This window comes from Burkholderia sp. BCC1998, assembly GCF_905339875.1.
Classification (GTDB): Bacteria; Pseudomonadota; Gammaproteobacteria; order Burkholderiales; family Burkholderiaceae; genus Burkholderia.
In genome coordinates, this window is record NZ_CAJPHE010000003.1 from 100,018 (window position 1) to 117,223 (window position 17,206).

General features: G+C 69.1%; 15 protein-coding genes. 10 read left to right on the plus strand and 5 right to left on the minus strand.

Annotated features, from left to right (window positions below):
* Window positions 1-62: 62 nt before the first annotated feature.
* The 5 genes from iscA to iscX all read left to right on the plus strand — a co-directional run bounded on the left by iscA (window position 63) and on the right by iscX (window position 3,611).
* Window positions 63-386, plus strand: coding sequence for an iron-sulfur cluster assembly protein IscA (gene iscA, locus U5A56_RS06585; RefSeq protein ID WP_011885413.1), 324 nt, complete (start codon window positions 63-65; stop codon window positions 384-386).
* Between the two features lie 94 nt (window positions 387-480).
* A complete protein-coding gene (gene hscB / locus U5A56_RS06590) occupies window positions 481-1,008 on the plus strand; it encodes a Fe-S protein assembly co-chaperone HscB (protein WP_044848201.1) in 528 nt (175 codons plus the stop codon).
* Between the two features lie 54 nt (window positions 1,009-1,062).
* On the plus strand, window positions 1,063-2,931 hold the full coding sequence (hscA, locus tag U5A56_RS06595; protein WP_321921501.1) for a Fe-S protein assembly chaperone HscA: 1,869 nt from the start codon (window positions 1,063-1,065) through the stop codon (window positions 2,929-2,931).
* 84 nt (window positions 2,932-3,015) lie between these two features.
* Entirely contained in the window at window positions 3,016-3,357 is a 342-nt protein-coding gene (fdx, locus tag U5A56_RS06600) for an ISC system 2Fe-2S type ferredoxin (RefSeq protein ID WP_044848189.1), read from the plus strand.
* 44 nt (window positions 3,358-3,401) lie between these two features.
* Window positions 3,402-3,611 (plus strand): Fe-S cluster assembly protein IscX, encoded by a 210-nt coding sequence (gene iscX / locus U5A56_RS06605; protein WP_044848188.1) that lies wholly within the window; start codon window positions 3,402-3,404, stop codon window positions 3,609-3,611.
* 116 nt (window positions 3,612-3,727) lie between these two features.
* Here the strand turns inward: iscX and U5A56_RS06610 are convergent, their stop codons facing one another.
* The 5 genes from U5A56_RS06610 to U5A56_RS06630 form a co-directional block, all read right to left on the minus strand.
* The gene (locus tag U5A56_RS06610; protein WP_124522148.1) at window positions 3,728-4,483 is read right to left on the minus strand and encodes a glycine zipper 2TM domain-containing protein; all 756 of its coding nucleotides are present in this window, start codon (window positions 4,481-4,483) and stop codon (window positions 3,728-3,730) included.
* A 346-nt stretch (window positions 4,484-4,829) separates the two neighbouring features.
* Window positions 4,830-6,356 carry a lysine--tRNA ligase gene (gene lysS, locus U5A56_RS06615; RefSeq protein WP_044848186.1) on the minus strand — a complete coding sequence of 509 codons (1,527 nt, stop codon included), beginning with the start codon at window positions 6,354-6,356 and terminating at the stop codon, window positions 4,830-4,832.
* An 80-nt stretch (window positions 6,357-6,436) separates the two neighbouring features.
* Window positions 6,437-7,541, minus strand: a protein-coding gene (gene prfB / locus U5A56_RS06620) for a peptide chain release factor 2 (RefSeq protein ID WP_124488306.1) whose coding sequence is annotated in 2 segments (ribosomal slippage) — window positions 6,437-7,459 and window positions 7,461-7,541 — 1,104 coding nt in all. Because the reading frame shifts where the segments join, the coding sequence is not laid out codon by codon here.
* A gap of 183 nt (window positions 7,542-7,724) precedes the next feature.
* A complete protein-coding gene (gene recJ / locus U5A56_RS06625) occupies window positions 7,725-9,422 on the minus strand; it encodes a single-stranded-DNA-specific exonuclease RecJ (RefSeq protein ID WP_124488305.1) in 1,698 nt (565 codons plus the stop codon).
* A 10-nt stretch (window positions 9,423-9,432) separates the two neighbouring features.
* Entirely contained in the window at window positions 9,433-10,509 is a 1,077-nt protein-coding gene (locus U5A56_RS06630) for a regulator (protein WP_185735489.1), read from the minus strand.
* A gap of 146 nt (window positions 10,510-10,655) precedes the next feature.
* Here U5A56_RS06630 and U5A56_RS06635 point away from each other — a divergent pair, with 146 nt between their 5' ends.
* From U5A56_RS06635 to U5A56_RS06655, 5 genes are all read left to right on the plus strand, one after another.
* On the plus strand, window positions 10,656-11,909 hold the full coding sequence (locus U5A56_RS06635; RefSeq protein WP_044848183.1) for a lipoprotein-releasing ABC transporter permease subunit: 1,254 nt from the start codon (window positions 10,656-10,658) through the stop codon (window positions 11,907-11,909).
* Window positions 11,902-12,660 (plus strand): lipoprotein-releasing ABC transporter ATP-binding protein LolD, encoded by a 759-nt coding sequence (gene lolD / locus U5A56_RS06640; protein WP_081051465.1) that lies wholly within the window; start codon window positions 11,902-11,904, stop codon window positions 12,658-12,660. The genes U5A56_RS06635 and lolD overlap by 8 nt, the downstream gene beginning before the upstream one ends.
* 64 nt (window positions 12,661-12,724) lie before the next feature.
* The gene (locus tag U5A56_RS06645) at window positions 12,725-13,513 is read left to right on the plus strand and encodes a TatD family hydrolase (protein WP_044848181.1); all 789 of its coding nucleotides are present in this window, start codon (window positions 12,725-12,727) and stop codon (window positions 13,511-13,513) included.
* Between the two features lie 57 nt (window positions 13,514-13,570).
* Window positions 13,571-16,078, plus strand: a complete 2,508-nt coding sequence (locus tag U5A56_RS06650; protein ID WP_321921506.1) for a DNA internalization-related competence protein ComEC/Rec2 — start codon at window positions 13,571-13,573, stop codon at window positions 16,076-16,078.
* Between the two features lie 183 nt (window positions 16,079-16,261).
* Window positions 16,262-17,107, plus strand: coding sequence for an alpha/beta fold hydrolase (locus U5A56_RS06655; RefSeq protein WP_044848179.1), 846 nt, complete (start codon window positions 16,262-16,264; stop codon window positions 17,105-17,107).
* The last annotated feature ends 99 nt before the right edge of the window (window positions 17,108-17,206 follow it).

Here is a 17,206-nt window from a genome sequence, read left to right on the forward strand (position 1 = left end):
GGCATCGAGCGGCTTGTGAAGGATCGCGGCGGGCCCGGGTGGCGCGCCGCGGCAAGGACATCATGGCAATTACACTGACCGAAAAAGCAGCACAGCACGTCCAGAAATACCTCGTCCGTCGCGGCAAGGGTGTGGGCCTGCGGCTTGGCGTTCGCACGACCGGGTGCTCGGGGCTCGCGTACAAGCTCGAGTATGTCGACGAGCTGGCTCCCGAGGATCAGGTGTTCGAGAGCCATGGCGTGAAGGTCGTCGTCGACCCGAAGAGCCTCGCGTACATCGACGGCACCGAGCTCGACTTCGCACGCGAAGGCCTGAACGAGGGGTTCAAGTTCAACAACCCGAACGTGAAGGACGAGTGCGGCTGCGGCGAATCGTTCCGCGTGTGACGCGGGTTTCCGCGCGATGCGGGCAAGAGGCGGCACGGGCCGCCTTTTTAATGTGCGGCGTTTGCCGCGCGACGAACCGGAATTGAACGCGACGATGGTTTCGCTGAAAGACAGCCACTTCGATCTGTTTCACCTGCCGGCGCAATTCGCGCTCGACGAGACGGCGCTCGACAGCGCCTATCGCACGGTGCAGACGCAGGTGCACCCGGACCGCTTCGCGGCGGCCGGCGACGCGCAAAAGCGCATCGCGATGCAATGGGCGACCCGTGCGAACGAAGCCTACCGCACGCTGCGCGATCCGCTGAAGCGCGCGACCTATCTGCTGTCGCTGCGCGGCGTCGACATCGGTGCCGAAAACAACACCGCGATGGAGCCCGCGTTCCTGATGCAGCAGATGGAGTGGCGCGAAGGCATCGAGGATGCCGCGGCTGCCCGCAACGTCGACGCGCTCGATGCGCTGCTCGCCGAGCTGCGCGACGAAAAGCGCGTGCGCCTCGAGCGCCTCGGCACGCTGCTCGACAGCGCGGCCGACCAGGCCGCCGCCGAGGCCGTGCGCCAGCTGATGTTCATCGAACGGGTCGCGTCGGAAGTGGGCGCGCAGATCGAGCGCCTCGAAACTTAACCGCGTGCCTCGCGGCACGCGCAGCAAACGGGCCGAGCGCCCGAACGAACCAAGATGGCTTTACTGCAAATTTCCGAACCGGGCATGGCGCCGGCGCCGCACCAGCGGCGACTCGCTGTCGGGATCGATCTCGGCACGACGAACTCGCTCGTCGCGGCCGTGCGCAACAGCGTGCCCGAAGTGCTGCCGGACGAAGCGGGCCGCGCGCTGCTGCCGTCGGTGGTCCGTTATCTGGAGAAGGGCGGCCGCCGCATCGGTCACGAAGCGAAGGAGCAGGCCGCGACCGATCCGCGCAACACGATCGTGTCGGTCAAGCGCTTCATGGGCCGCGGCAAGGCCGAGGTCGAAGGCGCGGCGAACGCGCCGTACGAATTCGTCGATGCACCCGGCATGGTGCAGATCCGCACGATCGACGGCGTGAAGAGCCCGGTCGAAGTGTCGGCCGAGATTCTCGCGACGCTGCGTTACCGTGCGGAAGACACGCTCAGCGACGACCTGGTCGGCGCGGTGATCACGGTGCCCGCGTACTTCGACGACGCGCAGCGCCAGGCGACGAAGGACGCCGCGCGCCTCGCGGGCCTCAACGTACTGCGCCTGTTGAACGAACCGACCGCGGCCGCGATCGCCTACGGTCTCGACAACGCGGCCGAAGGCCTCTACGCGGTGTACGACCTCGGCGGCGGCACGTTCGACCTGTCGATCCTGAAGCTGACGAAGGGCGTATTCGAAGTGCTGGCCGCGGGCGGCGATTCCGCACTCGGCGGCGACGATTTCGACCACGCGCTGTTCGGTCACGTACTTGCGCAGGCCGGCATCGACGCGAAGGCGCTCGCGCCCGAGGACGTGCGCCTGCTGCTCGATCGCGTGCGCGTGCTGAAGGAAGCGCTGTCGTCCGCGCCGCAGGCGTCGCTCGACGTGACGCTGTCGACCGGTGCACACCTCGTGCAGACGATCTCGCACGACACGTTCGCCGCGCTCGTCGAGCCGCTCGTGCAGCGTACGCTGACGCCGACCCGCAAGGCCCTGCGCGATGCGCAGGTGAGCCCGGCCGACATCAAGGGCGTCGTGCTGGTCGGCGGCGCGACGCGCATGCCGGTGATCCGCGAGGCGGTCGCGAAGTATTTCGGCCAGCCGCCGCTCGTCAACCTCGATCCGGACCAGGTCGTCGCGCTCGGCGCGGCGATCCAGGCCGACCTGCTCGCCGGCAATCGCGGCAGCGGCGACGACTGGCTGCTGCTCGACGTGATTCCGCTGTCGCTCGGCGTCGAGACGATGGGCGGTCTCGTCGAGAAGATCATTCCGCGCAATTCGACGATTCCGATCGCGCGTGCGCAGGAATTCACGACCTTCAAGGACGGCCAGACCGCGATGGCGATCCACGTCGTGCAGGGCGAGCGCGAGCTCGTCGCCGACTGCCGCTCGCTCGCGCGCTTCGAGCTGCGCGGCATCCCGCCGATGACGGCCGGTGCGGCGCGCATCCGCGTGACCTACCAGGTCGATGCGGACGGGCTGCTGTCGGTGTTCGCGCGCGAGCAGCATTCGGGCGTCGAGGCGTCGGTCGTCGTGAAGCCGTCGTACGGCCTCGCCGACGACGACATCGCGAAGATGCTCGAGGACAGCTTCAAGACCGCCGAGATCGACATGCGCGCACGCGCGCTGCGCGAAGCGCAGGTCGAGGCCGAGCGGATGATCGAGGCGACGCAGGCGGCGCTGGCGGCCGACGGCGAATTGCTCGACGATGCCGAACGCACGCAGGTCGACGCGCTCGTCGCGGCGCTGCGCACGATCGCGCAGGGCGACGACACGGACGCGATCGAGACCGCGACCAAGACGCTGGCCGACGGCACCGACGAATTCGCGGCGCGCCGGATGGACAAGAGCATCAAGCGCGCACTGTCGGGCCGCCGCCTCGACGAGATCTGAACGAACTGCACGCGGGCCGGCGACGGCCCGCGCGATATTGAACCGTGCGGCGCCAGCCGCCGCACCCTGACTGACGGAACGGACATGCCTCAACTGGTGGTGCTGCCTCACGTCGAACTGTGCCCGGACGGCGCAGTGATCGACGCGACGCCCGGCAAGAGTATTTGCGACAACCTGCTCGACCACGGGATCGAGATCGAGCATGCGTGCGAGAAGTCGTGCGCGTGCACGACCTGCCACGTGGTGATCCGCGAGGGCTTCAACGATCTCGAGCCGTCCGAGGAGGACGAAGACGACCTGCTCGACAAGGCATGGGGCCTCGAGCCGACATCGCGCCTGTCGTGCCAGGCGATCGTGAAGGAAGATTCGGACCTGGTGGTCGAGATCCCGAAGTACTCGATCAACCACGCGAAGGAAAATCACTGACGGATCGGCGGGGCGGACTCGCCACGTATACGGGAGAGCAGGCCATGAAATGGACCGATTCGCGCGAAATCGCCATCGCGCTGGCAGACAAGCATCCGGACGTCGATCCGCAGCGGGTCAATTTCGTCGACCTGCGCCAATGGGTCATCGAGCTGGACGGCTTCACCGACGACCCGGCGCACTCGGGCGAGAAGATCCTCGAAGCGATCCAGGCTCACTGGATCGACGAATCGGACTTCGACGACGAAGACTGAGGTTCGCGCCGACGCCCGCACCGCGTGGCGCCCGCCAAAAAGAAAAGGCTCGTGACGCGTCACGAGCCTTTTTCATTTCCGCGCGGCGCAAGAGCCGCGCGGCGATTCGTCATGCATTACGAGCCGACCAGCGTGCCGTTCTCGATCCGCACGCGCTGGCCCTGGCCGAACGGCGGCGGGTTGTGGTACGTGAACGTGCGCGTCGCGCCGCTTTCCATCTGGACCTGCACCTGGTAGTCGGTTTCCGCGCGCACCTGCTTCTCGACCTGGTTGCCGGCGAGACCGCCGCCGAGCGCGCCGATGATCGTCATCGCGGTGCGGCCGTTGCCGTGACCGAACTGGTTGCCGAGCAGGCCGCCGGCCGCTGCGCCGCCGACCGCGCCGATCCCCGAGCTCTGGCCCGGCGTGCGCGTCTGCGTGATCGCGACGACCGTGCCGCAGGTCTGGCAATAGGCCGGCTGCGCGGGTGCGGACGGCTGTTGTGCGTATTGCGGCGGTTGCGGTGCCGGCGTATGGCGGTGGTGCGTGGCTGCCGGGCGCGGCGCGGGCCGCGGCTCGGCTTGTGCCGCAGCTGCCTTCTCAGCAGCGGCCTTCTCGGCCGCAGCCTTCTGCGCGGCCTGCTCGGCTGCCTGCTGCTGCGCTTGCGCGGCGAGCGCGGCGCTGGCTGCCGCGGCCGTATCGACGGCCGGCTGCGACGCGATCAGCGCGGCCTGGGTCTGGCCGTTCTGCGCGTTGTTGCTGCTGGCCTTCGGGAAGATGCCCGTGATCGCGGCAGTGGCGGCGAGGCTGGCGACGATGACTGCGCCTGCGGCGGTCGCGATGAGGGGGTGCAGGCGTTGCTTTTGCGGCGTGGTTTGATTCTGGTTGTCCATTTTCTTCTCCGGTGTCGACCCGGTTTCGCACGTTGGCGCTGGCCGGATCCCACGCTCGGGAGCGAGCAGACTTGGCGTTCCGGCGCCTCGTTCTGGTCCCGTGGTCATGCGTGGTGACGCAACAGGAGTGTCGTCCACGAGCGAGCGGCGCACCGTATCAAGGTGTAACGAATTGCAGCGCGGGATCGGCGTTTGCTACAGGGAAAACCCGGAGAAGGCCGTCGCGACGAGGGAATAAAACGGGGGAGGATCGAAAACCGGCGAACGCCGGCAGGCGGGATTTACGCGTGGTTACAAAGCTGACGCGTGCGCGCCGCAGGGCGCGGCGCACACGCGGGCACGGCCGTCAGTCTTCGCGGCGCAGGTGCGGGAACAGCAGCACGTCGCGGATCGTCGGGCTGTCGGTCAGCAGCATCACGAGACGGTCGATGCCGATCCCGCAACCGCCCGTCGGCGGCATCCCGTGTTCGAGCGCGCGGATGTAGTCGGCGTCGAAGAACATCGCTTCCTCGTCGCCCGCATCCTTCTGCTCGACCTGCTTCTTGAAGCGCGCGGCCTGGTCTTCCGGATCGTTCAGCTCCGAGAAGCCGTTCGCGATCTCGCGGCCGGTCATGAACAGCTCGAAACGCTCGGTGATGCCCGGCACCGTGTCCGACGCGCGTGCGAGCGGCGACACTTCGACCGGGTAGTCGATGATGTAGGTCGGCTCCCACAGCTGCGATTCGGCGGTTTCCTCGAACAGCGCGAGCTGCAGCGCGCCGATGCCGGCGTTCAGGAAGGCCGGCTGCGACACGTCGACGCCGAGGCGCTTCAGTTCGGAGCGCAGGAACGCGTCGTCCGACAGCTGGCCGTCGGTGTACTGCGGCGCGTACTTCTGGATCGCCTGCGTGATCGTCAGGCGGTGGAACGGCTTCGCGAGATCGAGCTCGCGGCCCTGGTACTGGATCGTCGCGGTGCCGAGCGCATCGATCGCCGCCTGGCGGATCAGCTGCTCGGTGAAGTCCATCAGCCAGCGGTAGTCCGTGTACGCGGCGTAGAACTCCATCATCGTGAATTCCGGGTTGTGGCGCGGCGACACGCCTTCATTCCGGAAGTTGCGGTTGATCTCGAACACGCGTTCGAAACCGCCGACGATCAGGCGCTTCAGGTACAGCTCCGGCGCGATGCGCAGGAACATCTGCATGTCGAGCGCGTTGTGGTGCGTGACGAACGGCTTGGCCGCGGCGCCGCCCGGGATCGGGTGCAGCATCGGCGTCTCGACTTCCATGAACTCGGCGTTGTCCATGAACTTGCGGATCGACGCGATGGTCTTGGTGCGCGCGCGGAACGTATCGCGCGTTTCCGGCGTGACGATCAGGTCGACATAGCGCTGGCGATAGCGCATTTCCTGGTCGGCGAGGCCGTGGAACTTGTCCGGCAGCGGACGCAGCGCCTTCGACAGCAGACGCAGTTCCTTGCACTGGACCGACAGCTCGCCCTTGTTGGTGCGGAACAGCACGCCGCGTGCGGCGACGATGTCGCCCAGGTCCCACTTCTTGAATGCGTCGTAGGTTTCCGCGCCGACGTCGTTCGGCGTCACGAAGAACTGGATCTGGCCCGAACCGTCCTGCACCGTCGCGAAGCTCGCCTTGCCCATCACGCGCTTGAGCATCATGCGGCCGGCGACCGACACCTCGACCGGGTTCGCTTCGAGCGCGGCCTTGTCCGAGTCGGCGAATTTCACCTGGAGATCGGCGGCGTGATGCGTCGGCCGGAAATCGTTCGGATAGGCGACGCCTTGCTCGCGCAGTGCGCGCAGCTTCTCGCGGCGCTCGGCGATGATCTGGTTTTCGTCCGCCGCGACGGCGGGCTGCGTTTGGGTCGGTTCGGTCATGATGGTCGGAATTCGGAGTGGGTGCGGCAACGCAACGGGAAGGGCGGCGCGACCGGAGGGGCCGCGCCGCGCCGCGGCGCTTACACGCCCTGTTTGAGGCTCGCGCTGATGAAGTCGTCGAGATCGCCGTCGAGGACGGCTCTCGTGTTGCTCATTTCGACGTTCGTGCGCAGGTCCTTCACGCGGCTCTGGTCGAGCACGTACGAACGGATCTGGTGGCCCCAGCCCACATCGGTCTTGCTCGATTCGAGCTTGTCCTGTTCGGCCTGGCGCTTGCGCATTTCGACTTCGTACAGGCGCGATTTCAGCATCGCCATTGCTTCGGCGCGGTTGCGGTGCTGCGAGCGGTCGTTCTGGCACTGCACGACGATACCGGTCGGCATGTGCGTGATCCGCACCGCGGAGTCGGTCTTGTTGATGTGCTGGCCGCCCGCGCCCGATGCGCGGTACGTGTCGATGCGCAGGTCGGCCGGGTTGATCTCGACTTCGATCGAATCGTCGATTTCCGGATAGACGAACACCGACGAGAACGACGTGTGACGGCCGCCCGACGAGTCGAACGGCGACTTGCGCACGAGGCGGTGGATGCCCGTTTCGGTGCGCAGGAAGCCGTATGCGTATTCGCCCGTGACCTTGACCGTCGCGTTCTTGATGCCGGCGACGTCGCCGTCGGACTCTTCGAGCACCTCGGCCTTGAAGCCCTTGCGTTCGCAGTAGCGCAGGTACTGGCGCAGCAGCATCGATGCCCAGTCGCACGCCTCGGTGCCGCCGGCGCCGGCCTGGATGTCGATGAAGCAGTTGTTCGGGTCGGCCGGGTTCGAGAACATCCGGCGGAACTCGATGTCGCCGACGCGTGCTTCGAGCTTCTTCGCGTCGTCTTCCGATGCGACGAGGGTGTCTTCGTCGCCTTCCTCGCGTGCGAGCTCGAACAGGTCGAGCGCATCGCGCAGGTCGCTATCGAGCGCCGTCAGCGTCGTGACGACGCCTTCGAGCAGCTTCTTCTCGCGGCCAAGTGCCTGGGCGTTCTTCGAATCGTTCCAGACGTTCGGGTCCTCGAGTTCCTTGTTGACTTCGGTCAGACGCGCAGCTTTGGCGTCGTAGTCAAAGATACCCCCGAAGCTCGCCCGCGCGGTTGCGCAGGTCGAGCAGGGAGCTTTCGATCGCGTTGAGACGTTCCGCTTCCATGATCGTTCGCTGTTCTTGCTTCGTAAAAAAGCGGAATTATAGCCGATCGGCAGGGTTTCCCGGTGACGCGGAGTGTGCTTGCGCGCGCGCCGCGGCCCCGTCCGGCGCGGCGCGCATGTGGTTCGTATGTGGTTCGCACATGGCCCGCGGGCGCCGCGGGCCGGGTGGCCGGCCGGTCGGCGCTCAGCCGGCCGCGTGTTCGACGATCAGCTGGACGCGCGTCACGCCGTTCCACGTGTCGGCCACGAGGCGGTACGCGATCAGCGCGCTCGCAGGCAGCGGCTCGGTGTGGTTGAACCAGATCGCGTTGAAGCGCTGGCGGCCGCGCGCCAGTTGCAGCTTCAGGTGCTTTTCCTTCACGAGCGACTGCGACACGACGTCGAATTCGCCGGAGAAAAGCGGGGCCGGAAAGCCCTGGCCCCAGACGGCTTCGTCGAGCAGCCCGACGAACTGCGGCGTGAAATACGCTTCCTCCAGTTCGCCGTCGGTCTCGATCACGCGCGCCAGCGCGTCGTCGGACAGCCATTCGCGCGCGACGGCCTCGAACGCTGCCGCGAAGCGCGGCACGTTGTCGGTGTCGAGCGTGAGACCGGCCGCCATCGCGTGGCCGCCGAACGCGACGATCAGGTCGGGCTCGCGCTTCGACACGAGGTCGAGCGCATCGCGCAGGTGGAAGCCGGGAATCGACCGGCCGGAACCCTTGACCCGCGTGCCGGCCTCGTCCGCATGCGCGAACGTGAACGACGGGCGGTGGAATTTCTCCTTGAGCCGTCCGGCGACGATGCCGATCACGCCCTGGTGCCATTCGGGATTGAACAGCGTGATCGTGCACGCGTCGGCCGGATCGACGTCGGCGAGATCGGCGAGCGCCTGCTGCTGCATGCCGGCCTCGATCTCGCGGCGCTCGCGGTTCATCACGTCGAGCTGCTGCGCGAGGTCCCACGCGCGGCCGATGTCGTCGGTGATCAGGCACTCGATGCCGAGCGACATGTCCGAGAGCCGCCCGGCGGCGTTCAGGCGCGGGCCGAGGCCGAAGCCGAGGTCGAAGCCCGATGCGGTGCGCGCCTCGCGGCCGGCGGCGCGGAACAGCGCGGCGATGCCCGGCTGCATGCGGCCGTTGCGGATGCGCTGCAGCCCCTGTGCGACGAGCACGCGATTGTTGCCGTCGAGCCGCACGACGTCGGCGACGGTGCCGAGCGCGACGAGGTCGAGCAGCCCGTCGAGGCGCGGTTCGGCCTCCTTGCTCGCGAATGCGCCGCGGCGGCGCAGCTCGGCACGCAGCGCGAGCAGCACGTAGAACATCACGCCGACGCCGGCGATGTGCTTGCTCGGGAACGCGCAGCCGGGCTGGTTCGGGTTGACGATCGCGCGCGCGGCGGGCAGCGCGTCGCCGGGCAGGTGGTGGTCGGTCACGAGCACGTCGATGCCGCGTGCGTTCGCGGCCTCGACGCCCGCGACGCTCGCGATCCCGTTGTCGACGGTGATCAGCAGGTCGGGCTTGCGCGCGGCCGCGAGTTCGACGATCTCGGGCGTGAGCCCGTAGCCGTATTCGAAGCGGTTCGGCACCAGGTAGTCGATTTGCGCGCCGAACATCCGCAGGCCGCGCACCGCGACCGCGCAGGCGGTCGCGCCGTCGCAGTCGTAGTCGGCGACGACCAGCAGGCGCCGCTGGTCGGCGATCGCGTCGGCGAGCAGCGCCGCGGCGTCCGCGCAGCCTTTCAGTTCGGTGGGCGGCACGAGCCGCGCGAGCGCGGTTTCGATGTCGGTCGGGGACTGCACGCCGCGCGACGCGTACAGGCGCGCGAGGACGGGATGCAGGCCGTGGCGCGCGAGCGCTTCGGCGTCGGCGGGCGCGACGGGGCGGGTAACGATCCGGGTCATACAGGTCGGGTTATTCGAACAGGGATGCCAGCGCGCGGCGGCGCCAGAACTTGCGCAGGTCGCCGCGCGTCGCGTGCAGCGTCACGGAGCTGGTGTCGCCGCACAGCGTGAAGTCGACGCCGGCCAGCTCGCCGTTCTGCAGCGCGGCGAGGGCGGGCGCGAACCAGTCGCGCTCGAGCGCGGCGAGCGCGTCGTGCCAGCGTGCCCAGTCCTGTTCGATGAACGGGGCGGACAGCGTGGGCAGCTCGACGAGCGTCGCGCCGGCGGCGGCGGGCAATGTGCCGAATGCGGCCGGCACGGCGCCGGCCTCGGCCTGCGCCGCGCGCGCGAGGCCGAGCGCGGCGGGCGACACGGACAGCACGCGCGCGAACGGCTTGCCGACCGGCTTCAGCGTGCCCTGCGCGTGGAACCAGATCGAATTGACGGCGGGCAACCCGCGCGCTTCGCGCGCTTCGTTGACCGGATGCTGGAACCACGCCATCTGCACTTCGTTCTGCAGCTTCATCCACATCCGCGAGCGTTCGCCGGTGTGCGCCTCGTGCGGCAACCAGATCTCGATGTTGCGGCCGCTGGCGCGCAGCGGCGCGGCGCCGGCGAGGCGGGCGAGCTGCTCGCTGGACAGGTACCAGCGCGCCGGATGCGGTGCTTCCAGTCGCACGCCGAGCTCCTCGATCAGCGGGCGCGCGACCGCCAGCAACGCGGCGGCGTCGCCGTCGTCGAGCGCGAGGCTCGCCGGGTCGACGAGCACGAGGTGATCGTGCGCGATTTCGACATGGACGGGCTCGACGCACGCCCAGGCCTGGGTGCCCGGGTCGCCGCCGTCCGCCAGCAGCATGTAGGGCGCGAGCGGCGCCTCGTCGGCGGCGTTGCCCTGGGTCGCGCCGAACCGGCGGGCCAGCCAGCGCTCGTGCGGCAGCGTGCGCTGGAAGTCCTCGCCGGCCACGCGCTCGACGAGGCTCGCGCGGGCGAGCAACTTTTCGAGCGCGGGGCTGTCCAGCGTGTGCAGGGACGAGGCCGCATCGGCCGCCGACGGCAGCGCGAACGGAACGAGAAAATGGAGGCGTCGGTCGTGCATGATGGTGCGCATTGTATGGCAAACTGCGCGCGTGATCGGGCCGGCTGACGGTCCGATTGGGCCCGATTGCGTCCGGCGACCGCTTTTTTCGACCGCGCCCCGGGCGGCGCTCCGGCCTCGGGCCGCCATCCCCGCCGTAACCAGCAGAAAGGATTCGCTTGAAACTTCCGTACGAATGGCAGATCGGCTGGCGCTACACGCGCGCCGGCAAACGCACGACCGGCAACGGCTTCATTTCCTTCATCGCGCTCGTGTCGATGCTCGGGATCGCGCTCGGCGTCGCGGCGCTGATCGTCGTGCTGTCCGTGATGAACGGCTTCCAGAAGGAAGTGCGCGACCGCATGCTGTCGGTGCTCGCGCACGTCGAGGTGTTCTCGCCGACCGGCTCGATGCCCGACTGGCAACTGACCGCGCAGGAAGCGCGCCGCAATCCGTCGGTGACGGGCGCGGCGCCGTACGTCGACGCGCAGGCGCTGCTCACGCGCCAGGACGCGGTGAGCGGCGTGATGCTGCGCGGCGTCGAGCCGTCGCTCGAACCGCAGGTGTCGGACATCGGCAAGGACATGAAGGCAGGCCAGCTCGCCGCGCTCGTGCCCGGCCAGTTCGGCATCGTGCTCGGCGACGCGCTCGCCGGCAACCTCGGCGTGACGGTCGGCGACAAGGTCACGCTCGTCGCTCCCGAAGGCACGATCACGCCGGCCGGGATGATGCCGCGGCTCAAGCAGTTCACGGTCGTCGGCGTGTTCGAGTCGGGCCACTACGAATACGACAGCACGCTCGCGATGATCAACATCCGCGACGCGGAGGCGCTGTTCCGGATGGCCGCGCCGACCGGCGTGCGGCTGCGGCTCACCGACATGCAGAAGGCGCCGCAGGTCGCGGTCGAGCTGTCGCATACGCTGTCGGGCAGCCTGTACATCCGCGACTGGACCCAGCAGAACAAGACCTGGTTCTCGGCCGTGCAGATCGAGAAGCGGATGATGTTCATCATCCTCACGCTGATCATCGCGGTGGCCGCGTTCAACCTCGTGTCGTCGCTCGTGATGACGGTGACCAACAAGCAGGCCGACATCGCGATCCTGCGCACGCTTGGCGCGCAGCCGGGCTCGATCATGAAGATCTTCGTCGTGCAGGGCGTGACGATCGGCTTCGTCGGCACCGCATCGGGCGTCGCGCTCGGCTGCCTGATCGCGTGGAGCATTCCGTGGCTGATCCCGATGATCGAGCACCTGTTCGGCGTTCAGTTCCTGCCGCCGTCGGTGTACTTCATCAGCGAGCTGCCGTCCGAGCTCGTCGCGGGCGACGTCATCAAGATCGGCCTGATCGCGTTCGTGCTGTCGGCCGTCGCGACGCTCTATCCGAGCTGGCGCGGCGCGAAGGTGAAGCCGGCGGAGGCGCTGCGCTATGAATGATCGCGCGACCGCATTCGCGGATTCACGACAACCCATCAGACAGGATTCGGCAGGTATGCAGGAATACGTGCTTCAGGCGCGCGGGATCACGAAGGCGTTCGTGCAGGGCGGCTTCAACGTGCAGGTGCTCAACAACACCGAGCTGACGGTGCGGCGCGGCGAGAAGCTGGCGGTCGTCGGCGCGTCGGGCTCCGGCAAGAGCACGCTGCTGCACGTGCTGGGCGGCCTCGACGAACCGAGCGCGGGCGAAGTGTCGCTGCTCGGCAAGCCGTTTACGCAGCTCGCCGAGCGCGAGCGCAACGAGCTGCGCAACCGCGCACTCGGCTTCGTCTACCAGTTCCATCACCTGCTGCCGGAATTCACCGCGCTCGACAACGTCGCGATGCCGCTGCGCATCCGCCGGATGACGACCGAGGACGCGCGCGCGCAGGCACAGGCGATGCTCGAACGTGTCGGTCTCGGCCCGCGTGCGAAGCACCGGCCGGGCGAGCTGTCGGGCGGCGAGCGGCAGCGCGTCGCGATCGCGCGCGCGCTGGTGACGAAGCCGGCCTGCGTGCTCGCCGACGAGCCGACCGGCAATCTCGACGGCACGACGGCCGATACCGTGTTCAACCTGATGCTCGAATTGTCCGAGACGCTCGAAACGAGCTTCGTGATCGTCACGCACGATCCCGAGCTCGCCGCGCGCTGCGACCGCATCATGCGCCTGCGCGACGGCGTGCTGCACGAGGAGCCGGCGCTGCCGGTGTGAACGAACGCCTCCGCCGTGCCGCCGGACGAGTCCCGGCGTTGCGGCGGGGCGCAGGAAAGCCGCCATGTGGATCGATACGCATTGCCATCTCGATGCCGCCGAATTCGACGCCGACCGCGACGCGGTCACGCAGGCGGCGCGTGCGGCCGGCGTGTCGCGCATCGTGATTCCGAGCATCGGGCGCGACAACTTCACGACCGTGCGCGAACTGGCGCAGCGCACACCGGGCGCGGTCTATGCGCTCGGCATCCACCCGATGTATACGCCGCACGCACGCGACGAGGATCTCGACCGGCTGCGCATGGAGATCGAGGCGAGCCTCGACGATCCGCGCTTCGTCGCGATCGGCGAGATCGGGCTCGACTACTTCGTGCCGGGGCTCGACGAAGCGCGGCAGCAATTCTTCTATCAGGGGCAGCTCAAGCTCGCGCGGGAATTCGACCTGCCGGTGCTGTGCCACGTGCGCAAGTCGCAGGACCGCGTGCTCGCCGGGCTGCGCCGCTTCGGCGTGCGGCGCGGCATCGCGCATGCGTTCAACGGCAGTTTCCAGCAGGCCGACGCGTATCTCGCACAGGGGCTGCATCTCGGTTTCGGCGGCAACGTGACGTTCGGACGCGCGTTGCAGATCCGCCGGCTCGCCGCGCAGTTGCCGCTCGACGCGATCGTCGTCGAGACCGACGCGCCCGACATCGCGCCCGAATGGGCGTACAAGTCCCGCAACGCGCCCGACCAGGTGCCGCGCATCGGTGCCGTGCTCGCCGAGCTGCGCGGGATCGACGCGCACGCGCTGTCCCTATCCACAACGGCTAACGCGCTCGCCGCGCTGCCGCGCCTCGCCCTTTCGTCCGCATAATCGTTGCCGGAAGGCGCCGTCTCGACAGCGGCGGCGCCAGGTCGACGAGGAGGCGCGATGCGCGTGTGGTGGATCGCGTTCGCGCTCGGCGTCGTCGTGCTGCAGCGGCAGGCGGCGTTGCCGGGCGCGGGCGTCTGGGCAGGCGGGGCGGCGGTGCTGGCCGGTTGCGGCGCGCTGCTCGCATGGTGCGCGCGGCGCCGTCGAACCCGCGCGATCGTCGCGCTCCGGTGGGTGCTGTGCGCGTGCGCCGCCGGTGCGATCGGATTCGGCTATGCGGCCGCGCGCGCCGAATGGCGGCTGCGTGACAGCCTGCCCGTCGAGCGGGAAGGGCGCAACATCGTCGTCACGGGCGTGATCCGCGGGTTGCCGGTGATCGACGACACCGGCGCGCGACTGCTGTTTGCCGTCGAATCGAACGATGCGGCGCTGGCCCGGTTTCCTCCCGTGATCCGGTTGTCATGGCGCACGTACGGCGCGCCCGCGGCACGCGACGCGATGCCCGATTTGCGCGCCGCGCAGCGCTGGCGCCTCGTCGTGCGCCTGAAGCGTCCGCATGCCGAGGCGAATCCCGGCGTGCGCGACAGCGAGGCGGCATGGCTCGCCGCAGGCATTCGCGCGATCGGCTATGTGGTCGCGCCCGAACGGGCGGAACTGCTCGACGCGCGTGCGTCGGGATGGCGCGCGTCGATCGATCGGCTGCGCGACGCGCTGCGTGCCGGTATCGGCGATGCGCTCGGCAGCGGCGCGCGCCATCGCGGCATCGTGACCGCGCTCGCGGTCGGCGATCAATCCGGCATCGGCGACGACGCGTGGCGCGTGCTGCGCAATACGGGCACGAGTCATCTGGTCGCGATCTCCGGGCTGCACGTCGGGCTCGTCGGCGCGCTCGCCGGCGGGATCGCATCGATCGTCTGGCGGCGTCTGCGCTGGCGAGGACGTGCGGCGGCGCTGATGATACCCGCGCCTTACGTGGCTTCCGTTGCCGCGCTGGCGGCCGCCGCCGGCTATGCGATGCTCGCCGGCTTCAACGTGCCGGCGCAGCGTGCATGGTGGATGATCGCGGCCGGTGCGGCCGCCTATCTGGCCGGACGCAGCGTGCCGACGTCCGCGGTGCTGTGCGCGGCACTCGGCGGCGTGCTGCTCGCCGATCCGTGGGCCGTGTTGTCCGCCGGTTTCTGGCTGTCGTTCGGCGCGGTCGCGGTAATCCTGATGGCGGTCGCGGGCTGGCGCGCGGTGCGCGAATTCGACGGGGGCGACAGGCGCGACAGCGGCGACGGTGCGGGGGATGGCACCGCCACGGTCGACCGCTGGCGGTGGCTGAGAGCAGGGTGCGCGCGTGCCGGGCGCCGAATCGCGGAGGCCACGCGCGTGCAGTACGCGGTGACGATCGGCCTCGCGCCGCTGACGGCCGCGTGGTTCGCGCAGATCTCGGTATCCGGCCCGTTCGGCAATGCGTTCGCGATTCCGTGGGTCAGCGCCGTCGTGACGCCGGTCGTGCTCGCCGGTATCGGGTTGCCCGCGCCGTTGGACGGCTATGCGTTCCGGCTCGCGCATGCGGCGCTCGAACCGATGATGGCGCTGCTGGGGCATCTTGCCGACTGGCCGGCCAGCGTATTCTGGCTGCGCATGCCCGACTGGCCGGTGTTGATGCTGGCGTGCATCGGCGTCGCATGGGTGTTGATGCCGCGCGGCTGGCCGCTGCGCTGGGCCGCGCCGATCACATGGCTGCCGCTCGTCGCGCCCGCATCCGATGCGCCGCCGCCAGGCGGTTTTCGCCTGACCGTGCTCGACGTCGGGCAGGGCGCGTCGGTGCTGGTCGAGACCGCGCGCCGGACCTTGCTGTTCGATGCGGGGCCGGGGCCGGAGTCGACCCATGCCGGCCAGCGGATCGTTGCGCCGTCGTTGCGCTCGCGCGGAATCCGGACCGTCGATACGCTCGTGCTCAGTCATGCGGACGCCGATCACGCGGGCGGCGCGGCGGCCGTCTATGCGGCGGTCGAGGTGCGTCAGCTGCTTGCCGGCATCGCGCCGCGGCACCGGCTGTGGCGCGACGCGCAGGCGGCCGGCGTGACCGATCGACTGCCTTGCGCGGCCGGGCAGCGGTGGAGCTGGGACGGTGTCGTGTTCACGATGCTGTGGCCGCCGCGCGTGGCGGGGGCCGGTCCGTCGAACGAACAATCGTGCGTGCTGCGCATCGACGCGGTGGGCACGTCGGCCCTGCTGACGGGCGACATCGAGGCACGCGCCGAGCGCCGCCTGGTGGCCGATGCGCGCGACGCGCTGGCCGCGCAGATCCTCGTCGTGCCGCACCATGGCAGCCGCACGTCGTCGGTCGAGCCTTTCCTCGATTCGGTCGGGCCGCGCGTCGCGGTATTTCCTGTAGGCTATCGCAATCGCTTCGGGCATCCGCACCGGACGGTCCTCGCGCGCTACGAGGCGCGGGGGATTCCGCTGCCACGCACCGATCGCGACGGGGCCGTGCGGTTCGACGTCGCGCCGGCGGACGGCGGTTTTGCGTTCGAGCGTTATCGCGATGCGCAGCGACGGTACTGGATGGACCGGTGAGTTGGTGTGATGGCGCGCAGCAGGAACGAAGAGACCGGACAGGTGCTGGAGCAGCGGAGCCCGCCGATCGCGAAGCATGGGGCGGGAGTAAGTGCTAAAGCGCCAACTCCCGTCGACCGCGAAGCATGGGACAGGAGTAAGCGCTAAAGCGCCAACTCCCGTCGACAAAGGAGACATTGGCGTTTGAAGGACATCCTCCACTTCTCGCATGCGAACGGTTTTCCGGCCTCGACGTACCGGACGATCTTCGCCGAGCTGGCAGACGACTACGACCTGCGTTACATCGAGCGCATCGGTCACGACCGCCGCTACCCGGTGACACGCGACTGGCCGCATCTCGTCGAGCAGCTGCTCGACGACATCGGCAGCCGCTACGAGCGCCCGGTCTGGCTCGTCGGCCATTCGCTCGGCGGCTACCTGTCGCTGATGGCCGCGCTGAAAAAACCGCACTGGGTGCGCGGCGTGGTGATGATCGATTCACCGATCATCGCGGGATGGCGCGCCGGCGCGCTGCGCGCGAGCCAGTGGGCCGGGCTCGACGAGCGGCTGTCGCCGGCGGCCGCGACGCGCAACCGGCGCACGCGCTGGGCGAGCCGCGACGAAGCCTGGCGGCACTTTCACGAGAAACCCGCGTTCGCGCGCTGGGACGAGCGGATGCTGTCGGACTACATCGACCACGGCATCCCGCAGGCGGGCGCCGACGGCGAACGCGCGCTCGCATTCGACCGGCAGGTCGAATACCTGATCTACCGGACGCTGCCGCACACGCTCGGCCCGCGGCTCGCGCACGGCGCGCCGGTGCCGCTCGGCTTTCTCGCCGGCACGCGCTCGCGCGAGGTGCGGCAGGTCGGGCTCGAGGCGACGCGCCGCGCCGCGCGCGGGCGCATCGAATGGATCGAGGGCAGCCACCTGTTCCCGATGGAGCGGCCGATCGAGACGGCCCGCGCATTGCAGCGGATGCTGAATTCGCTGAAAACGGCGGAGGGCGGCGTGCCGCGCGACAGCGCGGCGCTCGCGAACAGCGCCTGACGCCTTGGTCCGGTGCTCCGCGTCCGGCGTGCGCGGTTGCACCGGCCGGCCGGCCGGTTCGCCCCGGCGCGCACGGCTGGCGCGGCACAGCGCGAAAGG